Source organism: Pseudomonas sp. KT_2_4 (assembly GCF_041410225.1).
GTDB lineage: Bacteria > Pseudomonadota > Gammaproteobacteria > Pseudomonadales > Pseudomonadaceae > Aquipseudomonas > Aquipseudomonas paracarnis.
This window is the reverse complement of sequence record NZ_CP166962.1, coordinates 1135320-1152039: the sequence shown is the minus strand read 5'-3', so window position 1 is coordinate 1152039 and position 16720 is coordinate 1135320. Positions and strand designations below refer to the sequence as shown.

Below are 16720 nucleotides of genomic sequence, written 5' to 3'. Positions count from 1 at the left end.
CGAATGACCTGTTGGACACTGGAATAAAAAAGGGCCTTGTCGCCAAGGCCCCGTTGGATCAGAAGCGCACGCCGCTGGCGCAGACGCTGCAACCTTGGCCGATCGACAGGCTGTTGCTGCCTTGGTTGCCCGCACCCGATTGCAGGTTGACACCTACGTTGCCGGAGTTGCGGTTAACCGAGTTGTCGAGGCTTGCGTTGTTGGACACGTATTGAGGCTTGCCATAACCATGGCTGCTGGCGGCCGTGTTCAGGTAGCTGTTGTTGAGCGAGTTCTGCTCGGTGTTGGACGCTGCTGCGATGTTCTTGCCGTCAGCGGTGGTGATGGCCAGGTTGTTTTTACCCTGGTTCCCCTGGCCGGCCTGGCCGTTGTAACCCACGTTGCCGGAGTTGCCGGTGATGGAACCGTCCAGGGAGGCGTTGTTTTGCGTGCCTTTGTTGACGAAGTTGTTATGCGAGCTGCCTTGGTTGACATCGATCACGGCAAACACGGTGGCGAAGTCGCCTTTGGCACTGGAAATGGCGCCGGCGTTGTCAGCCTGGTTGCCGGAACCTGATTGTGCGTTGACCCCGACATTACCGCTGTTGCTATTTACCGAGTTGTCGGCTGATGCGTTGTTCTCGGTGTTGGTGTCGTCGAATTTGTTGTGTTCGCTTTTCTGTACGTCAGTGACCACAGCGGCCACAGTACCGGTGGGTTGTGGGGTTGGATGCCAGCCACCCGCTTGAGCAGCAGCAGCCATGAGTGCGGCGAGAGCGAAAACCATTGGTTTCAGAGCCATTTGAGGTTTCATGGTGTTTCTCCTTGCTTCTAATTAGTTGGTTAAGTGTTGGTACGGTCTAACGAACGTCTACCAAGCGGTTACTTGATAGTGATGCCCAGGGTGTTAGCCACTCGGTTCCCCACCCCGGCACTCTGGTTCACCTGTGTCACTCCTCGGCTGCCGGTGAAGGCCTGGTCGCTGGTCACGACCTGGCGGCTGCCAGTGGTGCGGGTGAGCCCTGAGTCGGTTGCCAGCGTCGTCGTGTTCTGTTGCAACAGGACGCTGTCATCGATGCTCTGCGGGCCAGGGTTGAGGCTGATCCGCACAGCGTTGATGGATTGGTTATTAGCCCCGGCAGACTGGTTGATGCCCAGTACGCCGTTGCCACTGCTGAATGAGTTGCCCTGGATCGCGGCCTTGGCGTTCAGGGACGGGTCGACCTTGCCGTCGACGCGCTGGATGTCGACGTTGGTGGCCTGGCCACCGAGCGCGATGGCGCGGCTGTTGGACATTTGTTGCCCCGTGCCGGCGGCCTGGTTGATCGACAGCACGCCGTCGTATTGCTGGCCGCTGTGGTTGATCACGGCGGTGTTGTCGGCCATGGCCGAGGCGCTGCCCAGCAGGGCAAGCACCAACAGGGCGCGCTTCATCACTTGCCCCCCATCATGCTGCCGAGGTTGTTGAGCGGCGCCATGCCACGCTGGATCGAGTCGCTGATCTGCCCGCCCATGCTGCTGCCGCTGCCCGCACCATGGCCTGCCGCTGCGCCAGCGCCGAGTGTCGACATGCTGTTTTGGGTGGCGCCCAGGCCCGACAGGCTGCCGTTGGGCTGCAGGGAGCGGGCGAGGCTGGAGCCACTGCTGATGCCGCCGATATCCCTGTCGCTGAGTTCGCCGGTCAAAGCGTTGTTGATCTCTTTGCTGGGGTTGGCATTGGCGGTGTTGGGGTAGGGGTCGGGCAGCGAGGTGCGCCCGTACATGTGGCCCTGCACCGTACGCCCGGTCACGATCACACCGTCACCCGCCTGGCTCGTCAGGCTGACACCTGCACTGAGCACGCAACTGATCAGCAGTACGTTTATCGACGAGGTGTGTGTGAGTGTGTTCACGGCGGCAGTCCTTATTCTTAACGCTGACCCTAAACAGCGTTGTCAGGGAAAGAGCAGAAGGCGTGCCGCTTTTTATTAAATGTGGTTATTCAAGGGGTTGGGAGAAAGTCGAGGCAAAGTGATGGCAACCCTGTATCAGGGTTGAAACAGTCTCAAAAGCCTGAGATAGGCCCATGCTCATCTCACGCTGTCTCAGCCATGTAACACTGCCTGTGACAGAACCATGAATCCGCATACGGCGGGCGATGCAGGTGAGGGAGGTGTTTCAAAAATGGACACCTGCGGCCCAAACGTCCCGCTTCGTGCGAGCGGGCTCAGCCCTTGGGGGCTTTACGGGGAATGGAGTTGAGCACGGGGTTGCCGTCCTGGTTTTGTGTCAGGTACACCGGCAACACCTTGGGCAGGGAGGGCACGAGGTTGTTGACCTCATTGATGTTGTAGATACCGCCGACGCGAATCGCGCCGGTACTGGCGTCTGCGAGCATCACCGGCTTTTTCAGGTAGCGGTTGATCAGGGGCAAGGCGTCCGTGAGGGTCAGGTTGTCGAGCACCAGCTTGCCCTGGCGCCATGCCAGCGCGGTGTCATCGGGATTGATAGCGGCGACCTGCGGGGTCGCGTCACCCTGATGGAAACTGGCTTGCATGCCTGGGCTAAGCGGCACACTGGCATGCTCGCCGTCGCTGGAGATCTGCACCGAGCCCTCCAGTAACATCACCCGCACCTGATTTTCATATTCCCAGACATTGAATTGCGTGCCGGTCACTCGCACCTGGCCTTCGCCGGCCCGCACGATAAACGGGTGGTGGCTGTCGTGCGTGACGTTGAAGAACGCTTCGCCCTTTTTCAGGGTGACACGGCGCTGGTCCTTGTAATGGCTGTAGACCAACTCGGTGCCCAGGTTCAACTCCACTTGGCTGCCATCGCCCAGGGTGACTTTTTTCAAGCCATTGGCTGCTTCGAACCGTTCATAGGAGCTGGGCAACCAGCCCGCTTCCCAGCCGGTGAAGGCGGCAAGCGGCAATGCCGCCAGGCACACCGCTGCGGCCACCGCGTAGGTGCGCAAGCGGCTGGCTGGCTTCTTGATTGGGACCACCACCGCCTCAGGCTTGTCGCGGGGCAGGTGGTCGGCCACGTCCCAGATCTCGAGCATGGCTGCATATTCGAAGGCGTGCAGCGGATGGGCATCGTGCCACTGGGTAAAAGCCTGACGTTCGCCCGCCGTGCAATCTGCAGCATGCAGGCGCATGCACCAATGCGCGGCGGCGTCGGTGATGGCGTCATATTCGGTTTCTGAAAGGGGCTTTTCGCTCATTAACTCATCCTGATTTCCCACATTCTAACCTCCCAAGGTGGACGGCGAGAACCGCATCATGGCGATTGCACATCAATTGGAACTTATTCTTGTTTGTGTGCGCCTAAAAATTCAGGAATTAACCTGTCGTCCACTATGGAGTACGAAAATGTTGAAGAAAACCTTGATCGCCCTGTGTGCTACTTCCGCGCTGTTGAGCGCTGGCGCCGCCATGGCCGACAAGCCGGGTGCAGGCTGGATCACCATTGAGAAAGCCATCGAGGTGGCGAAAACCAAGGCCGGCTACATTGAGGTCTACGCCGCTGAAGCGGATGACAATGGCTATTGGGAAGTCAAAGGTCGCAAGTCCGATGGCATCGTGTATGAGGCGCGCATCGATGGCGCTTCCGGTAACGTGCTGCGTGACCAGAAAGACTGATGCACTCGCCGGGGGCCGTTCAGGCGCCCGGCTCCACCTGGCGGCCAAGATGGGTGATCAGGTACGTCACCGAGTCGGCGTTGGCCAGAATGGTGTCAATCCGTTTATCAGGGACTGACATGAAAATGATCCTCGCGTCCTGCAAGGTCTTGGCACCGGTGGCCTTGAAAATTTTCTTTTCAATTGCAGAACCTGGTTTGAAGTCTTCCCACAGTTCGGTGAGGGTGTCTTGAGTCTTGAACAGCATCGTTGCAGGCGTCATCGTCGATAACGCGGTGCTGCGCAGATCCTCCAGGGTGGTTTTAAGCACTTCGGCGCCGGGCCTTTCGATATTGATCAAGTCTGGGAAGGGTCGCATGCTGTCCAGGTAGGCAATGTCCACGGTGTCGAGCTTCAAGTGCGATAATTCGTGAATCAGCGTGCTGGCCCTGGCGTGCGTCGATATGTTGAACGCCACATTCTCCAGCAGACGGTTCTGGTAGACGTCCAGATTAGGGTCGAAGAATCGGCTCAGAAGATACAGCTTGCGTTCTGTGTCAGCGGGAATCATGAATGCATAATCCGACGCCGGGTCCTGTCGGCTGGTGCCCGCGACAAAACGCATGGAGTTCGGACCGGTCAAGCTGGGGTCGGTGAGTTCATCGATGATCTCGTCGATTATTTTTGTGACTCTCAAGACTTGGTCCGGGGTCAGTGTGACGACACCAAACATTTCCCCTAAAAATCGCCCAACCCGGCTGTCAGGGTCGCGTTGTACAGCAAATTGCGCAACGTTGCGGCGGCAGTTCAGCGCGTAATAAGTCGCAAAGTTCAACGCTTCGGTGATGGCCTGGGCTTTCCAATAGGTCAACGCGCCAATATCGCGGATACCGACCGCTTCAATGTTGATGTCCCGTACCTCATTGCGCCACGTCTTGAGGTACGACTGGGCCCTGCCGAAGCGCGGCTCCTGGCCGTCCAGCTTCAGTACCCATATGCCCTGCGCATTACGGCCGATGTACGGCCCCACCTGCTCGTCGTTGGCGAGGCGCCAATGTTGTGCGGCGTTCTTGACGCTATACACCTTGCCGGCCAGCGGCACGTAGTATTTCGCGTTTTTCTGGTCTTCATACACCTGGCTGAGCGTGCTCTTTTTCAGGTCTTGCAACGCCACGTCCTGTGCCTCGAACGGTTGCAGCCGGGTGCGCGAAGGGCAGGTGACATGCCAGGTGGCGAGGGTGGTGGCTGCGGGCAGTGACTCATCTGTCAGCTCGGCCAGCGAGCGCTCCTTTTCAGTGGGTGGGGCAAGGGCGGTGCCGTCCAGCGCACTGCGCAGGGCGGCCATTTGCGCCACGCCCCTGACGAAATCCTTGAATGCAGCCTGCCACTGGTGTAGCTGCAAGGCTTCGGCCGAGCGCTTGAACAAGGTGTAGCTACGCCATACCACCAGCGGGTAGGCGAGTTTGCCGGCCATGAACTGCACCGCCGTCGGGATTTGCGTGCCGAACAAGCGGGTCGCATGATCCCACAAGGTCTTGGTGCCTTCTTCGAATTGGCTGCCCAGTACCTTGAGCAACATCAATGTGTTCTCGCTGAACAGGTAATGCAGCACATTGCCCGTCACTGCCGAAGCGGCCAGGCGGATATCGGACGGGCTATGCTGGTTGTTTTTCAGCAAATGGCGGTAAGTGGCCTGGTGCGGATCTTCCAGGTGCATAAGCACCCAGTCCTGCAGGATGCCGGGCCTTTGTATCTCATCCAGCAAGGCCGTTTCATCCGCGTATTCCTTGAACACATGCTGTTCGCTGTACGGCGCGTAGAGCACCCATGGACCCTCGCCAGGAAACTGCGGGCCGATCAGGTACACACCCAGCACCTTGGCGGTACTGGCGCCTTCGGTGGCGATCAGTTCCAGCGGTCGAATCATCGCCGTGGTCCCGCTGAGTGAAGCTCGGGCCACGGTGTCCGGCATATCGAAAATCTGCTGGACCAGGCTCAAGGCTCGGGTGGAAAGCCGCTCCTGCAACCGTTGCTCGTCGGCGTGTTGCAGCGCTTGCCACGGCAACTGACGGCAAAACAGACGCCTGCGTTGGCGTGCATCATCGGTTTGCGCCTCAAGGTGGCTTCGCACCTGTTGCTGATAAGCGCTTTTGAGATCCAGCTGTCGCACCATTTGTATTACGGCACTTGCGTCCAGGGCTTGCGGTAATGGCTTTGCCGTGCGTGAACGTGGGCGGATGTGTTGAACCGTCAGATTTGGCCAGTGCCGCAACGCAAAGTCGGTCAGGTTGTCGACATTCACATCGAGCACTGCATCGGTGGGGATCAGGATGTGATCGGGGTTGAGCGCCTGGCCGGGAAAGCGCGCCTCAAGCAGCGTCATCAGCGTGGTGAAGGCATAAGCACGCAGGGGTTGGATGTCATGCAGGTAGTCATGTTCCTCGTCGGCGTTGTTGCAGTACTGCTCCAGAAGTTCAGCCTGGTGGATTTGGTCCTGGGCCGGCGCCATACCCAGCCACACCGGCAGTGCCTGCTGGTTGACCATGGCATCGGCCAGTGTGATTGCCCTGCCAAGGTTGGTGGGCGGAGGCTGTTCGATGACGGCGTCCAACCGATCCTGCAAGGCACGGGCGCGCAGGCCCATGGATCGCAGGTGATCCACGCCTTCCATGACCGCGTCGTTGTAGCTGTCTACTCGGTCATTCAACAGGTCCTGATCAATACGTTGCAGCGGGCCCTGGCGAAATGCCTGATGGGGCTCGCGCAAGCTGAACGGCAGATTTTCCAGCAGGCTCAAGCTGTTGATCGGGTGCGCCAGGCGCTGGGTGATTTCATCGCGCAGGGCGTTGATCGAGGCAAAGACTTCGTAGCCCAGGCGCGGGGTCCAGAGCAGCGCCTGGCCCGAGCGCTGCGGGTCGATACCGCCGCGCTCAGTAATCACGAACGTATTGGCCAGCGGTTGTGGCGTATCGACGGCGTTCAAGTCCAACGTCAACCCATAGGCATCCGGCAAAAAACCGTTAAGGCCATGGCGTGTCAAGCGCGACAGACTGTCGGGCTGAAATAGCGTGTCGAGAATGGCCTGGCTTGTGGGCGCCAGGGTTTTATCCAGCGACCTCAGCTCGGCTTCGCTGCGTAACCCCACCAGCATCGAGTGGGCGTGTTTGGCGTGAGTCTTGACCAGAAACTCATGGGGTTGCTGGCGCATGGCGTGCTTGGAAAACAGCAGCAGGACGCGCTCGATGACGGTGTTGAACGTCTTGAGCGTCATGCTTGGCAAATGCACGAAGACATTGCCTTCGCCCCGCGTATAGAACTTCGTCCTGGACGAGAAGGGCACCGCAGGCGCCTCTTGGGCCAGGCGTTCAATGAAGTGCTCAAGCATGCTCAATGACTGCACTGTCGCACGCTCTTCACGCTCCTGGGCACGCGTGGCGTAGGTATTGATAAACACCTCTTCGGCTTTGACTGACTGTTGCTGCAGTTGCAGTTCAGCGTTGAGCGTGTCAGCGACGATGCTACGTAAGGTCGGGTGGTGCGCGCGCTCCATCGCCAGCGCACGCTCAATCGCCCGCAGGTTCTGAAGCTGCAGCCGGGCGCGCTCGGCCTTGACGGTCGTAGGGCGGCCATTACCACGGGTGACCGGATGCAAGGTCCAGCGCCCGTTGGTCTCTAGTGTGGCCAGTTGATTGTCCAGCAAGGCACGTACGTCCAGGGCACTGTCGAGCAGGGCTGTGAGGTCCACTTGGCCATCGCTGCGCCGGTAGATTTCCAGGGCGTGGTTAAGGTTGTCCGTTTGCTTGCGCGCAATGTCTTGTACCAAGGTCACGAACACATTGCCGGGTATCGGCCTTGCCGCGATGGTGATCGGGTCCAGGCCGAGCAGCGTGTCGCGCTCATCCAATGAGAGGAAGTTGAGCCATTCGTCCTCGTAGCCTTCGGCCTTGAGCATGCTCAGTAACCGGTCTTTGAGGTCGTCGAGGTTTTCCAGCACCTGTAACCCGCGCGATTGGGTGTAGAGGTACGCGTGGTGCTCGGTGATCATCAAGGTGCTCGCTGGTTCAACGTAATGTTGATGAGGGGCATAAAGGCGCACCTTTTCCACGCTGAGGTTTTCGGCATGGGCGCTGCGGGCGCTTTGGTCGCTGAGGAACAGGGCCTGAAGTGCGTGGCTTTCCTCGGCGGTAATAATCTCGCCCTGGCGCTTGAGCAACACATCGAGGCGAAACTTCTGCGCCACGCCTTGAGCAAAAAAATCCACGCGCGAGGTGCCGCTGTCGATATCTTCATTCCAGTAGGTCTGCAACAGGCTTTCCAACAGCTTCGAGAAAGTACTGGAGCTTTGTTCGATCAAGGCCTCCCAACGCCGGTGATCTTCTTCCCGTTCGGAGGCAGTGAAACCAGTGGTGTCATGTTTTGGGTTCGAGTATTCGCGTATCTGCCCTTTGGGCCACCTGTGACGCACATAAAATTGCAGCAGCGCTTCGCTCAAGGTCTGCGAGTTGACCCAACGTGGCGTTGCTTGCTCAGCTTCGCGGGTTAAGACATTGACCCGTGTGTCCCGTTGATCCAGGTGTTTGAAATGGGGGCGGGCCATGACGCTCAGCAGCGTGTCGAGCATGTCAGGCAAGGTCGGGGTTTTTTGCAGGTGGTCGAGCATGGCCTTGACGTTATCCAGCTGGCAGGCCTGGAGCATGCGTGCTTGCTCCGGCATGACTTCACCTTCGATGAGCTGAGTGGTCAACACCATGGGCGTGTCAGCGCCCAGCGCATTGCGTTGGTCCATCGACAGGTAGCTCAGCAAAGGGGCGCTCTGCAGTGGGTCTTCCAATTGCTCGATCAATTCGCTCAGCAGGGCAGCGTGGCTGTCATAGACCTGTATGCCGTTATCCGGGGTGTAGAGCAATGCCTTGGCGGCGTCGGGTGTCGGGCTGATCGCGAACGCGCCGGCAAGGGGAATGGGGGGCTTGCCGGAAATGTTGATCAGGACCTTTTCAACACGCATGGGGTGATCATGCCGGCTTGTGTCCTGCCGAGACTCGTCGGTAGCCAGGTATAGGTTGTACAGCCAATCAAGGTCTTTGGCGGTGAGCCCCAGCGTACGTTCACGAGCGGTGGGCGAGGCTTTGCCTTGGGGTTTGAGAAACTCAGGGAAGAAATACGGGGGCGTTAAGCGAACCACAGCCTGTCTCCGGCATGCCAGGAAAAGCACAGGGTAGGCAGGCGTCCGTGGTGCAAGGCGGTAAATATTCAGCGCTGCGCACGTTGACAACGCAGAGCGTGCGTGGTGTTTAATCGAGGGTCTGGATGTCCCATTCGTTGCCCCTTCCAATCATAAAAACGGAGCTTCAAATGTCTGCGCAGTCCCCGACAGTTGCCACCGCTTGTGCCTCGATCCGCTTCGCTGAACTGGAGGAGTTACTTCATCAGGTGTTCGTTCGGCACGGCACATCGGCGCAGGTTGCTGCGATTCTTGCGCACAACTGCGCAAGTGCCGAGCGTGACGGTGCCCACAGTCACGGTATTTTTCGCATCCCCGGTTACCTTTCGACGCTGGCCAGTGGATGGGTCAACGGCACCGCCGTCCCCAGCGTGACCGATGTGGCCTCAGGCTTTGTGCGCGTCGATGCGGGCAATGGTTTTGCCCAGCCGGCCCTGGCGGCGGCGCGCCCGTTGCTGGTGGAGAAGGCACGCAGCGCCGGCATCGCGTTGCTGGCAATCCATAACTCCCATCACTTTGCTGCCCTGTGGCCGGACGTCGAGCCGTTTGCCGAGGAGGGGCTGGTGGCACTCAGCGTGGTCAACAGCATGACCTGCGTGGTGCCCCACGGCGCGGATCGTCCGTTGTTCGGCACCAACCCCATCGCGTTTGCGGCGCCCCGGGCCGACGGTGCGCCGATTGTGTTTGACCTGGCCACCAGCGCCATCGCCCATGGCGACGTGCAAATCGCCGCGCGCAAAGGCGAGCGGTTGCCACCGGGCATGGGCGTCGATAGCCTCGGGCAGCCGACCCAGGACCCTAAAGCCATTCTGGAAGGCGGCGCACTGTTGCCATTTGGCGGGCACAAGGGTTCGGCACTGTCGATGATGGTGGAGTTGCTGGCGGCAGCGTTGACGGGCGGCAACTTCTCTTTTGAATTCGATTGGACGGACCACCCAGGCGCGCGCACGCCGTGGACAGGCCAGCTTCTGATCGTGATCGACCCGAGTAAAACTGCTGGGCAAAGCTTCGCCCAACGCAGCCAGGAGCTGGTGCGGCAGATGCATGCGGCGGGGTTGCGTCGATTGCCGGGGGACCGACGCCATCGTACGCGGGCGAAGTCGCAGGAAACCGGGATCGAACTGGACGCGCAGGCGTTGCGCGAGTTGAGGGCGTTGGCGGCGGGGTGAAATAGGCTGCGCGGGGGGCGCAGCCTGAATGGATCAGTTACGGCGACCCAGCAACAGGCCGACCACCAGGCCAAAGCCTGCGGAAATGGCCACGGTCTGCCATGGGTGCCCGCCGATGTAAGTCTCGGTGGCATCCACGACCGGCTTGCTGCGTTCACGCACATTGGACACCGATTCCAGGGCTTGCTTGAGTTTGATGGCAACCTGCTCGCGCAGGGTTTCACCTTCCTCGCCCACCAGGGATGCGCTGCTTTTGAGCAGTTTGTCCGACTCTTCGATCAACGCGCTCAGTTCGCTGAACGCTTGGTCCTTGATTTGATCTTCGACAGCTTGGGCGGCGGTTTTGCGGGCCATTGAGTGACTCCTTGCAGGTGGATGTGGCAGTGAACAATGGAGTATCGGGGGGAGGCAAAAGTTGCAGTTTTTTTCCCCATGCGCTCATCCGAGGCAAAATCCGGATCGGGAACTTTGGGCCTACAGTGTAAGATGTCACCTATTTGTGCAGCAGGTAATTCAACATGAGCTTCAATCTCGCCAACAAGACCCTCGCCGAACGCGCCGAGCTGGAAGATGAAAAGTCGCGCCTCTACGACCTGTGGCAAACCAACCTGGGCAAGGCCAAGGGCGAAGCCGCGCGCTTGTTCGGTGAGCGCGCCAAGCGCAAGGGCAAGTGGGCCGAATGGGTGCGTGCCGAACTCGACGGCATGTCGCCGCCGGAGTTTTCCAACATGGTGCGCAGTGAAGTCAACAAGCTGATGGCGGCGGCGAAGTAAAGCACGCCACAATCGCTTCGCGTACCTTGAGCAACAGCGGGTCCAACTGAGCCTGGGTGCGCCAGCCCAACTCCACCGGGTAATGCGGTAGCGCCAGCGGGCAGGGCAGCACGCGCAGGCCGGTCATTTGCGCAATGGCGTGGGCTGCATGCCCGGGAATGGTTGCCACGGCGGTGCTGCCTTGGAGCAGATACGGCAGCGCGGCAAAGTGGCTGGTGGACGCGCACACGTGGCGGCGCAGCCCGTGGGCGGCCAAACCTTCATCGGTAATGCCGATAAACCCGCCTGACGACACCAATACATGTTCCCGTGTGACAAACCCCTGCAGGTCGATAGCCTCCTGGCCCGGCGCCAGGCTATGGGGGTCTACCAGGCAACGATAGTCACCTTCCCCCAGCACCTGTCGGCTCAGCCTGCGCTCGGTAAAACCGCCGGCGGTAATGGCCAGGTCCAGCGTGCGGTCGAGCAGGGCGGCGGCGACGATCTGGCTGTAGGTCTGGCGAAAGATCACCCGTAGTTTGGGCAGGCGCAGTGTGATGGCCTCCATCAGGCTTCGGCCATAAGCAATCTCGAAGTCATCCGACAGCCCCAGCACCACCGAGCGGCCCTCGTAGTGCGAGTTTTGCGGGCTGATCATCGCCAGGCTCTGGCGGCAGCGATCCAATGCCTCACTGATCACCGGTTTCAACTGATTGGCTCGCAATGTGGGCGCCAGGCCGCGTCCGGTGCGCACGAACAAAGGGTCGCCGTACAGCTCACGCAAGCGCCGTAGGCCCGCGCTGATCGCCGACTGCGTCACACCCAGTCGCAGCGCCGCACGGCTGGCACTGGACTCGTCGTGCAGGGCTTCGAAGGTTTTGAGCAGGTTGAGGTCAACCTGGGCGATATTCATTTGGCTCATATCATTTAGCACTGAGGTGGGCTTTATTCATGATCGAGTCTGGCCAGAGAATGGGCAACCCCTATCTATCGGAGTAAGCCTGATGCCCGTATCGACTGTCGCAGCCCTGCAAATCGGCGCCTTGCCTGGCGGCAAGGCTGACACCCTGGCGCAGATCCTGGCCTATGAGGATCAAATCCAGCGCAGTGGCGCGCACTTGGTGGTCATGCCCGAGGCGTTGCTGGGCGGCTATCCCAAGGGCGAAAGCTTTGGCACGCAATTGGGTTATCGCCTGCCCGAGGGCCGGGAAGCCTTTGCGCGGTATTTTGCCAACGCCATCGACGTGCCGGGGCCAGAGACCGAGGCGCTGGCCGGGATGTCGGCGCGTACCGGTGCCAGCCTGGTGCTGGGCGTGATCGAACGCAGTGGCAGCACGCTGTACTGCACGGTGTTGTATTTCGAACCCTCGCACGGCCTGGTGGCCAAGCACCGCAAGCTGATGCCGACCGGCACCGAGCGGCTGATCTGGGGCAAGGGCGACGGCTCGACCCTGCCGGTGATTGACACCGCGGTTGGGCGTATCGGCGGCGCGGTGTGCTGGGAAAACATGATGCCGTTGCTGCGCACCGCGATGTACGCCAAGGGCGTCCAGGTGTGGTGTGCACCCACCGTGGACGAGCGCGACATGTGGCAGGTGAGCATGCGCCATATTGCCCATGAAGGGCGTTGCTTTGTGGTCAGCGCCTGCCAGGTGCAGGCATCGCCTGAAGCCTTGGGTGTGGAGGTTGCCAACTGGCCGGTGGACCGTCCGTTGATTGCCGGCGGCAGCGTGATCGTTGGACCCATGGGCGATATTCTGGCGGGGCCGTTGGTGGGCGAAGCGGGTTTGTTGACGGCGCAGATCGATACTGATCAGTTGGTGCGGGCCCGCTACGACTACGACGTAGTGGGGCATTACGCCAGGCCGGATATTTTTGAATTGGTGGTCGACGAGCGCGCCAAGCCAGGCGTTCGCTATATCACTGACTGAACGCAATCAACCTGTGGGAGCAGGCAAGTCAGCTCCCACATGTGGTTTTCAGCCACTTACCAGGTGGCAGTGTTCGGTAAGTCCAGGGTGCCACGCTCCACAAAACGCATGGTGCCAAACAGGCCACCCGCCAATTTGCCGCGCAGCACGTAGGGCAGGTTGTTCAGGCTTTGGGTCTGGCTAAGGCCCAGGGTCTGGCGCAACACCGAAAACGCCGAAACGCTGACCGGCACCATCAGTACGGTTTCAGAAAAGCGTGGGATGCTCCCAGCCTGATCGCTGACGCCAGAAGCGAGTGGCCGGCCATTGACCTCCAGATCCAGCGCCACGCCGTTGTAGTCGATTGCCGCTTCATTGGGGTTTTGCACCCGCAGCTTCACCGCAAAGCGCACTTCCAGGTCCTGGCTTTGCAGCGGCTCGATGCCCACCACATTGATGTTCACCGGGTCGCGGTTGGGGAACAGTGCGCAGGCGCTCAAGGTCAGCAGCAACAGCGATACAACCATGAGCTTGCGCATAAAGAAATGCTCCTACTTTTGGGTAACGTCCGGGTCCTGCATGACCTTGAGGGTAGAGGACTCCGGCTCGAATTCATCTTCTTCCAGCTCTATGAACTCTTCGGGCAGGAAAATGTTCAGCAGGATTGCACAGAATGCGCCCACGGTGATCGGCGATTCGAAGATGTTGTGCAGCGCCTTGGGCAGCTCGCGCAGCACTTCCGGCACGGCGGCGACGCCCAGGCCCATGCCTAGGGAAATCGCCACGATCAGCACATTACGTCGATGCAGGCCCGCTTCAGCGAGGATCTTGATGCCGGCCACGGCCACGGTGCCGAACATGATCAGAGTCGCGCCACCCAATACGGGCTTGGGCATCAGTTGCAGTACCGCGCCGATCATCGGAAACAGCCCCAGCAGCACCAGCAGGCCAGCAATGAAGTACGCCACGTAGCGGCTGGCCACGCCGGTCAATTGGATCACGCCGTTGTTCTGGGCAAAGGTCACCATCGGCAGGCTGTTGAACGTGGCGGCCATCGCCGAGTTGAGGCCGTCGGCCAGCAGGCCGGACTTGATGCGCTTGATGTACAGCGGGCCCTTGACCGGTTGCTGGGAAATCATCGAGTTGGCGGTCAGGTCACCGGCGGCTTCCAGGGGCGAAATCAGGAAGATCACCGCCACCGGGATAAACGCCACCCAGTCGAACGAGAAACCATATTTGAACGGCACGGGCACGCTGATCAGCGGTACTTGGGGCAGGGCGGCCATGTCGACGCGGCCCAGCAGCCACGCTACTACAAAGCCCAGGGTCAAACCGATCACGATCGAACCCAGGCGCAGGAACGGGTTGTTGAAGCGGTTGAGTACCACGATGGTCAGCAGCACCAACGCCGCCAGGCCCATGTTGCCCGCCGCGCCCAGATCGCTGGCGCCATAGCCGCCAGCCATGTCGGTGACTGCCACCTTGATCAGTGACAAGCCCATCAAGGTAATGATGGTGCCGGTGACCACCGGGGTGATCAGTTTGCGCAGTTTGCCGATGAATTGGCTGAGCACCACTTCGATAAACGCCGCGAAAAAGCAGATGCCAAAGATCGTCGAGAGGATCTCATCGGTGCCGCCGCCCCGGGCCTTGACCATAAACCCGGCGCTCAAAATCACACTGATAAAAGAAAAACTGGTGCCTTGCAGGCACAACAGCCCCGAACCCACCGGCCCGAAGGTGCGCGCCTGCACAAAGGTGCCGAGCCCCGAGACAAACAGCGCCATGCTCACCAGGTACGGCACTTCGCTTTCCAGCCCGAGTACGCCGCCGACGATCAGGGTGGGCGTGATGATTCCGACAAAACTCGCCAACACATGCTGCAACGCGGCAAAAATCGCGGCGGTGAAGTGCGGGCGATCTTCGAGGCCGTACATGAGGTCGGATTTATAGCGCGGGCGGGGGGCTTGAGCGTCAGACAAAATGATGGCTCGGGTCAGAAAATGGAGGCGCAGGATGCCAGAAAGTGCCAGGCGCCTGAAGTGTAAAAAAATATTTATAAAAACCCTGCGCTAAAGCCGTGGCCCAGCCGATATCAAGCATAGGCCCACACTACAACGACAACAGTGGTGACCAAGGTCTGGGCAGCGCGTTGACGCTGACGGATCGTTTCGCGGCAAGGACGCTCGCAAACACTACTTCTGAGAGCAGCCCTATGTCCCTCCGTCACCTGAATATTGCCCCTCGCGCGTTTATCGGTTTTGCCTTCATTGCGGTTCTGGTGGTGCTGCTGGGCGTGTTTGCGGTCAACCGCATGACGCAAATGCGCCAATCCTCCCAGGACATGAGCGCCAACCAACTGCCCAGCATGACCCACCTGGGCACCATCACCGAAAACGTGCTGCGCATGCGCATTCTGTCGTTTCGTGTGCTGGTCAACCGCGAGCCTGCCGCCTTGCAGGAAGCCGAGACCCGCATCGGTGTGTTGGCTGACAAGGTCAAGACCGCCCAGGCCAAATACGCCACGCTGCCTGCCGGCCCGGAGGAGGCAGCGCTGTACAAGACCTTTGGCGTGACCCTGGACAATTACCTCAAGGCCCAGGCCGAGATGGTGGCATTGTCCAAACAGGGCAAGGTCGATGAGATGCGCGCCCTGATCAACAGCCGTATCAAGGACGGCACTGACCAGATGGGCGAGCAACTGAACAAGCTGATTGCCATCAATGCGGCCGACGCCAAGCAGGCCGACGAGGATGCCGGGCAAAGCTACGAAGGCGCGATCACCGGTGTGGTGGCAGTCTCCGTGGTGGCGGCATTGCTCACCGTGCTGCTGGCCTGGTTGCTGACCCGCAGTATCGTGACCCCGTTGCGCAAGGCTGTGGAAGTGGCTGAAACCATTGCCGCCGGCAACCTGAGCAAAACCATCGAGGACGATGGCAAGGACGAACCGGCACGGTTGCTCAGTGCGCTGTCGACCATGCAAGCCAGCCTGCGCCAGACCATCCAGCACATCGCCGGTTCGGCCACGCAGCTCGCTTCGGCGGCGGAAGAGTTGAGCGCGGTCACCGAGGAAGCCTCCCGTGGCCTGCAACAGCAGAACAATGAAATTGACCAGGCCGCCACGGCCGTCAATGAGATGACGGCGGCAGTGGAGGAGGTGGCGCGTAACGCGGTTTCCACCTCCGAGGCGTCCGGGCAGTCCAACCAGGCCGCGCGGGAAGGCCGTGATCGGGTAATGGAAACCGTCGGCGCGATCCAGACCATGACCCAGGACGTACAGAATACCTCCGCGATGATTGAAGGCCTGGCCGCTCAGGGCCGGGATATCGGCAAGGTGCTGGATGTGATCCGTGCGATTGCCGAGCAAACCAACCTGCTGGCGCTCAACGCGGCGATTGAAGCCGCCCGTGCCGGCGAGGCCGGACGTGGCTTTGCGGTGGTCGCCGATGAAGTGCGCGCCCTGGCCCATCGCACCGCGCAGTCGACCCAGGAAATCGAGAAAATGGTCGCCGGCATCCAGAACGGTACCGGTGAGGCGGTGCAGTCCATGCAACAGAGCAACCAGCGCAGCCAGACCACCCTGGAAATGGCACGCGCAGCCGGCGCCTCACTGGAGCAGATCACGGCGTCTATCAGCCTGATCAACGAACGCAACCTGGTGATTGCCAGCGCGTCGGAAGAACAGGCCCAGGTCTCCCGCGAGGTGGACCGCAACCTGGTCAACATCCGTGACTTGGCCACCCAGTCGGCGGCGGGCGCCAACCAGACCAGCGCGGCCAGCCATGAGCTGTCGAGGTTGGCGGTGGATTTGAATGGGATGGTGGCCAGGTTCGTCGTCTAACAGCCGCCACAAAACCCTGTGGGAGCTGGCTTGCCTGCGATAGCAATCTTACAGTCAGCACATCATGGGTTGGCTTACCGCTAACGCAGCATAGGGATCTACACAACTTGGGCCGGTGCTGACCTGTGGCGAGGGCGCTTGCTCCCGTGACGGACTGACAGCCGACGCTGATCTAACTGACGCGCCGCAATCCAAATGTGGGAGCTGGCTTGCCTGCGATGGCGGCCTTACAGCCGACCAGGATGT

General features: G+C 60.3%; 14 protein-coding genes. 5 read left to right on the top strand and 9 right to left on the bottom strand.

All coding sequences use genetic code 11. The annotated features are described in order from the left end of the window. Positions 1–58 precede the first annotated feature (58 nt). The 4 genes from AB9N64_RS05155 to AB9N64_RS05140 form a co-directional block, all read right to left on the bottom strand. Positions 59–793: a hypothetical protein gene (locus tag AB9N64_RS05155; RefSeq protein ID WP_371360019.1), complete on the bottom strand. Its 735-nt coding sequence runs from the start codon at positions 791–793 to the stop codon at positions 59–61. Positions 794–861: 68 nt separating this feature from the next. Continuing rightward, entirely contained in the window at positions 862–1413 is a 552-nt protein-coding gene (locus tag AB9N64_RS05150; RefSeq protein ID WP_032901655.1) for a hypothetical protein, read from the bottom strand. After that, complete coding sequence (locus AB9N64_RS05145) at positions 1413–1871, bottom strand: hypothetical protein (protein WP_014718738.1); 459 nt, start codon at positions 1869–1871, stop codon at positions 1413–1415. Before AB9N64_RS05145 ends, AB9N64_RS05150 begins: the two co-directional genes overlap by 1 nt. Positions 1872–2185: 314 nt before the next feature. Then, positions 2186–3184 carry a FecR family protein gene (locus AB9N64_RS05140; protein WP_014718737.1) on the bottom strand — a complete coding sequence of 333 codons (999 nt, stop codon included), beginning with the start codon at positions 3182–3184 and terminating at the stop codon, positions 2186–2188. Between the two features lie 148 nt (positions 3185–3332). Here AB9N64_RS05140 and AB9N64_RS05135 point away from each other — a divergent pair, with 148 nt between their 5' ends. Then, positions 3333–3602 (top strand): PepSY domain-containing protein, encoded by a 270-nt coding sequence (locus tag AB9N64_RS05135; protein WP_014718736.1) that lies wholly within the window; start codon positions 3333–3335, stop codon positions 3600–3602. A 19-nt stretch (positions 3603–3621) separates the two neighbouring features. On the opposite strand, the gene AB9N64_RS05130 is transcribed toward AB9N64_RS05135, so the two are convergent. Then, the gene (locus tag AB9N64_RS05130) at positions 3622–8763 is read right to left on the bottom strand and encodes a dermonecrotic toxin domain-containing protein (protein WP_371360018.1); all 5142 of its coding nucleotides are present in this window, start codon (positions 8761–8763) and stop codon (positions 3622–3624) included. Between the two features lie 170 nt (positions 8764–8933). Between AB9N64_RS05130 and AB9N64_RS05125 the strand changes: the two genes are divergently transcribed. After that, positions 8934–9971 carry an Ldh family oxidoreductase gene (locus AB9N64_RS05125; RefSeq protein ID WP_020301093.1) on the top strand — a complete coding sequence of 346 codons (1038 nt, stop codon included), beginning with the start codon at positions 8934–8936 and terminating at the stop codon, positions 9969–9971. Positions 9972–10004: 33 nt separating this feature from the next. On the opposite strand, the gene AB9N64_RS05120 is transcribed toward AB9N64_RS05125, so the two are convergent. Then, positions 10005–10325, bottom strand: a complete 321-nt coding sequence (locus AB9N64_RS05120; RefSeq protein WP_019817806.1) for a YqjD family protein — start codon at positions 10323–10325, stop codon at positions 10005–10007. A 164-nt stretch (positions 10326–10489) separates the two neighbouring features. On the opposite strand from AB9N64_RS05120, the gene AB9N64_RS05115 reads away from it, so the two are divergent. Beyond that, a complete protein-coding gene (locus AB9N64_RS05115) occupies positions 10490–10744 on the top strand; it encodes a hypothetical protein (protein WP_003190904.1) in 255 nt (84 codons plus the stop codon). On the opposite strand, the gene AB9N64_RS05110 is transcribed toward AB9N64_RS05115, so the two are convergent. Next, a complete protein-coding gene (locus AB9N64_RS05110; RefSeq protein WP_371360017.1) occupies positions 10716–11636 on the bottom strand; it encodes a LysR family transcriptional regulator in 921 nt (306 codons plus the stop codon). The genes AB9N64_RS05115 and AB9N64_RS05110 overlap by 29 nt on opposite strands. Positions 11637–11727: 91 nt before the next feature. On the opposite strand from AB9N64_RS05110, the gene AB9N64_RS05105 reads away from it, so the two are divergent. Then, the gene (locus AB9N64_RS05105) at positions 11728–12654 is read left to right on the top strand and encodes a carbon-nitrogen hydrolase family protein (RefSeq protein WP_133632797.1); all 927 of its coding nucleotides are present in this window, start codon (positions 11728–11730) and stop codon (positions 12652–12654) included. Positions 12655–12710: 56 nt separating this feature from the next. Here the strand turns inward: AB9N64_RS05105 and AB9N64_RS05100 are convergent, their stop codons facing one another. Together AB9N64_RS05100 and AB9N64_RS05095 are read right to left on the bottom strand one after the other, a co-directional pair. After that, on the bottom strand, positions 12711–13172 hold the full coding sequence (locus AB9N64_RS05100) for an LEA type 2 family protein (protein ID WP_014718730.1): 462 nt from the start codon (positions 13170–13172) through the stop codon (positions 12711–12713). 12 nt (positions 13173–13184) lie between these two features. Next, a complete protein-coding gene (locus AB9N64_RS05095) occupies positions 13185–14615 on the bottom strand; it encodes a nucleobase:cation symporter-2 family protein (protein WP_032901653.1) in 1431 nt (476 codons plus the stop codon). A gap of 233 nt (positions 14616–14848) precedes the next feature. Here AB9N64_RS05095 and AB9N64_RS05090 point away from each other — a divergent pair, with 233 nt between their 5' ends. Then, positions 14849–16474, top strand: a complete 1626-nt coding sequence (locus tag AB9N64_RS05090) for a methyl-accepting chemotaxis protein (protein WP_014718728.1) — start codon at positions 14849–14851, stop codon at positions 16472–16474. Positions 16475–16720: the final 246 nt, after the last annotated feature.

Coding starts and splice junctions, on each gene's coding strand:
- AB9N64_RS05105 (WP_133632797.1), top strand. CDS start 11,728: ATGCCCGTATCGACTGTCGCAGCCCTGCAAATCGGCGCCTTGCCTGGC.
- AB9N64_RS05090 (WP_014718728.1), top strand. CDS start 14,849: ATGTCCCTCCGTCACCTGAATATTGCCCCTCGCGCGTTTATCGGTTTT.
- AB9N64_RS05115 (WP_003190904.1), top strand. CDS start 10,490: ATGAGCTTCAATCTCGCCAACAAGACCCTCGCCGAACGCGCCGAGCTG.
- AB9N64_RS05125 (WP_020301093.1), top strand. CDS start 8,934: ATGTCTGCGCAGTCCCCGACAGTTGCCACCGCTTGTGCCTCGATCCGC.
- AB9N64_RS05100 (WP_014718730.1), bottom strand. CDS start 13,172: ATGCGCAAGCTCATGGTTGTATCGCTGTTGCTGCTGACCTTGAGCGCC.
- AB9N64_RS05140 (WP_014718737.1), bottom strand. CDS start 3,184: ATGAGCGAAAAGCCCCTTTCAGAAACCGAATATGACGCCATCACCGAC.
- AB9N64_RS05150 (WP_032901655.1), bottom strand. CDS start 1,413: ATGAAGCGCGCCCTGTTGGTGCTTGCCCTGCTGGGCAGCGCCTCGGCC.
- AB9N64_RS05135 (WP_014718736.1), top strand. CDS start 3,333: ATGTTGAAGAAAACCTTGATCGCCCTGTGTGCTACTTCCGCGCTGTTG.
- AB9N64_RS05120 (WP_019817806.1), bottom strand. CDS start 10,325: ATGGCCCGCAAAACCGCCGCCCAAGCTGTCGAAGATCAAATCAAGGAC.
- AB9N64_RS05110 (WP_371360017.1), bottom strand. CDS start 11,636: ATGAATATCGCCCAGGTTGACCTCAACCTGCTCAAAACCTTCGAAGCC.
- AB9N64_RS05155 (WP_371360019.1), bottom strand. CDS start 793: ATGAAACCTCAAATGGCTCTGAAACCAATGGTTTTCGCTCTCGCCGCA.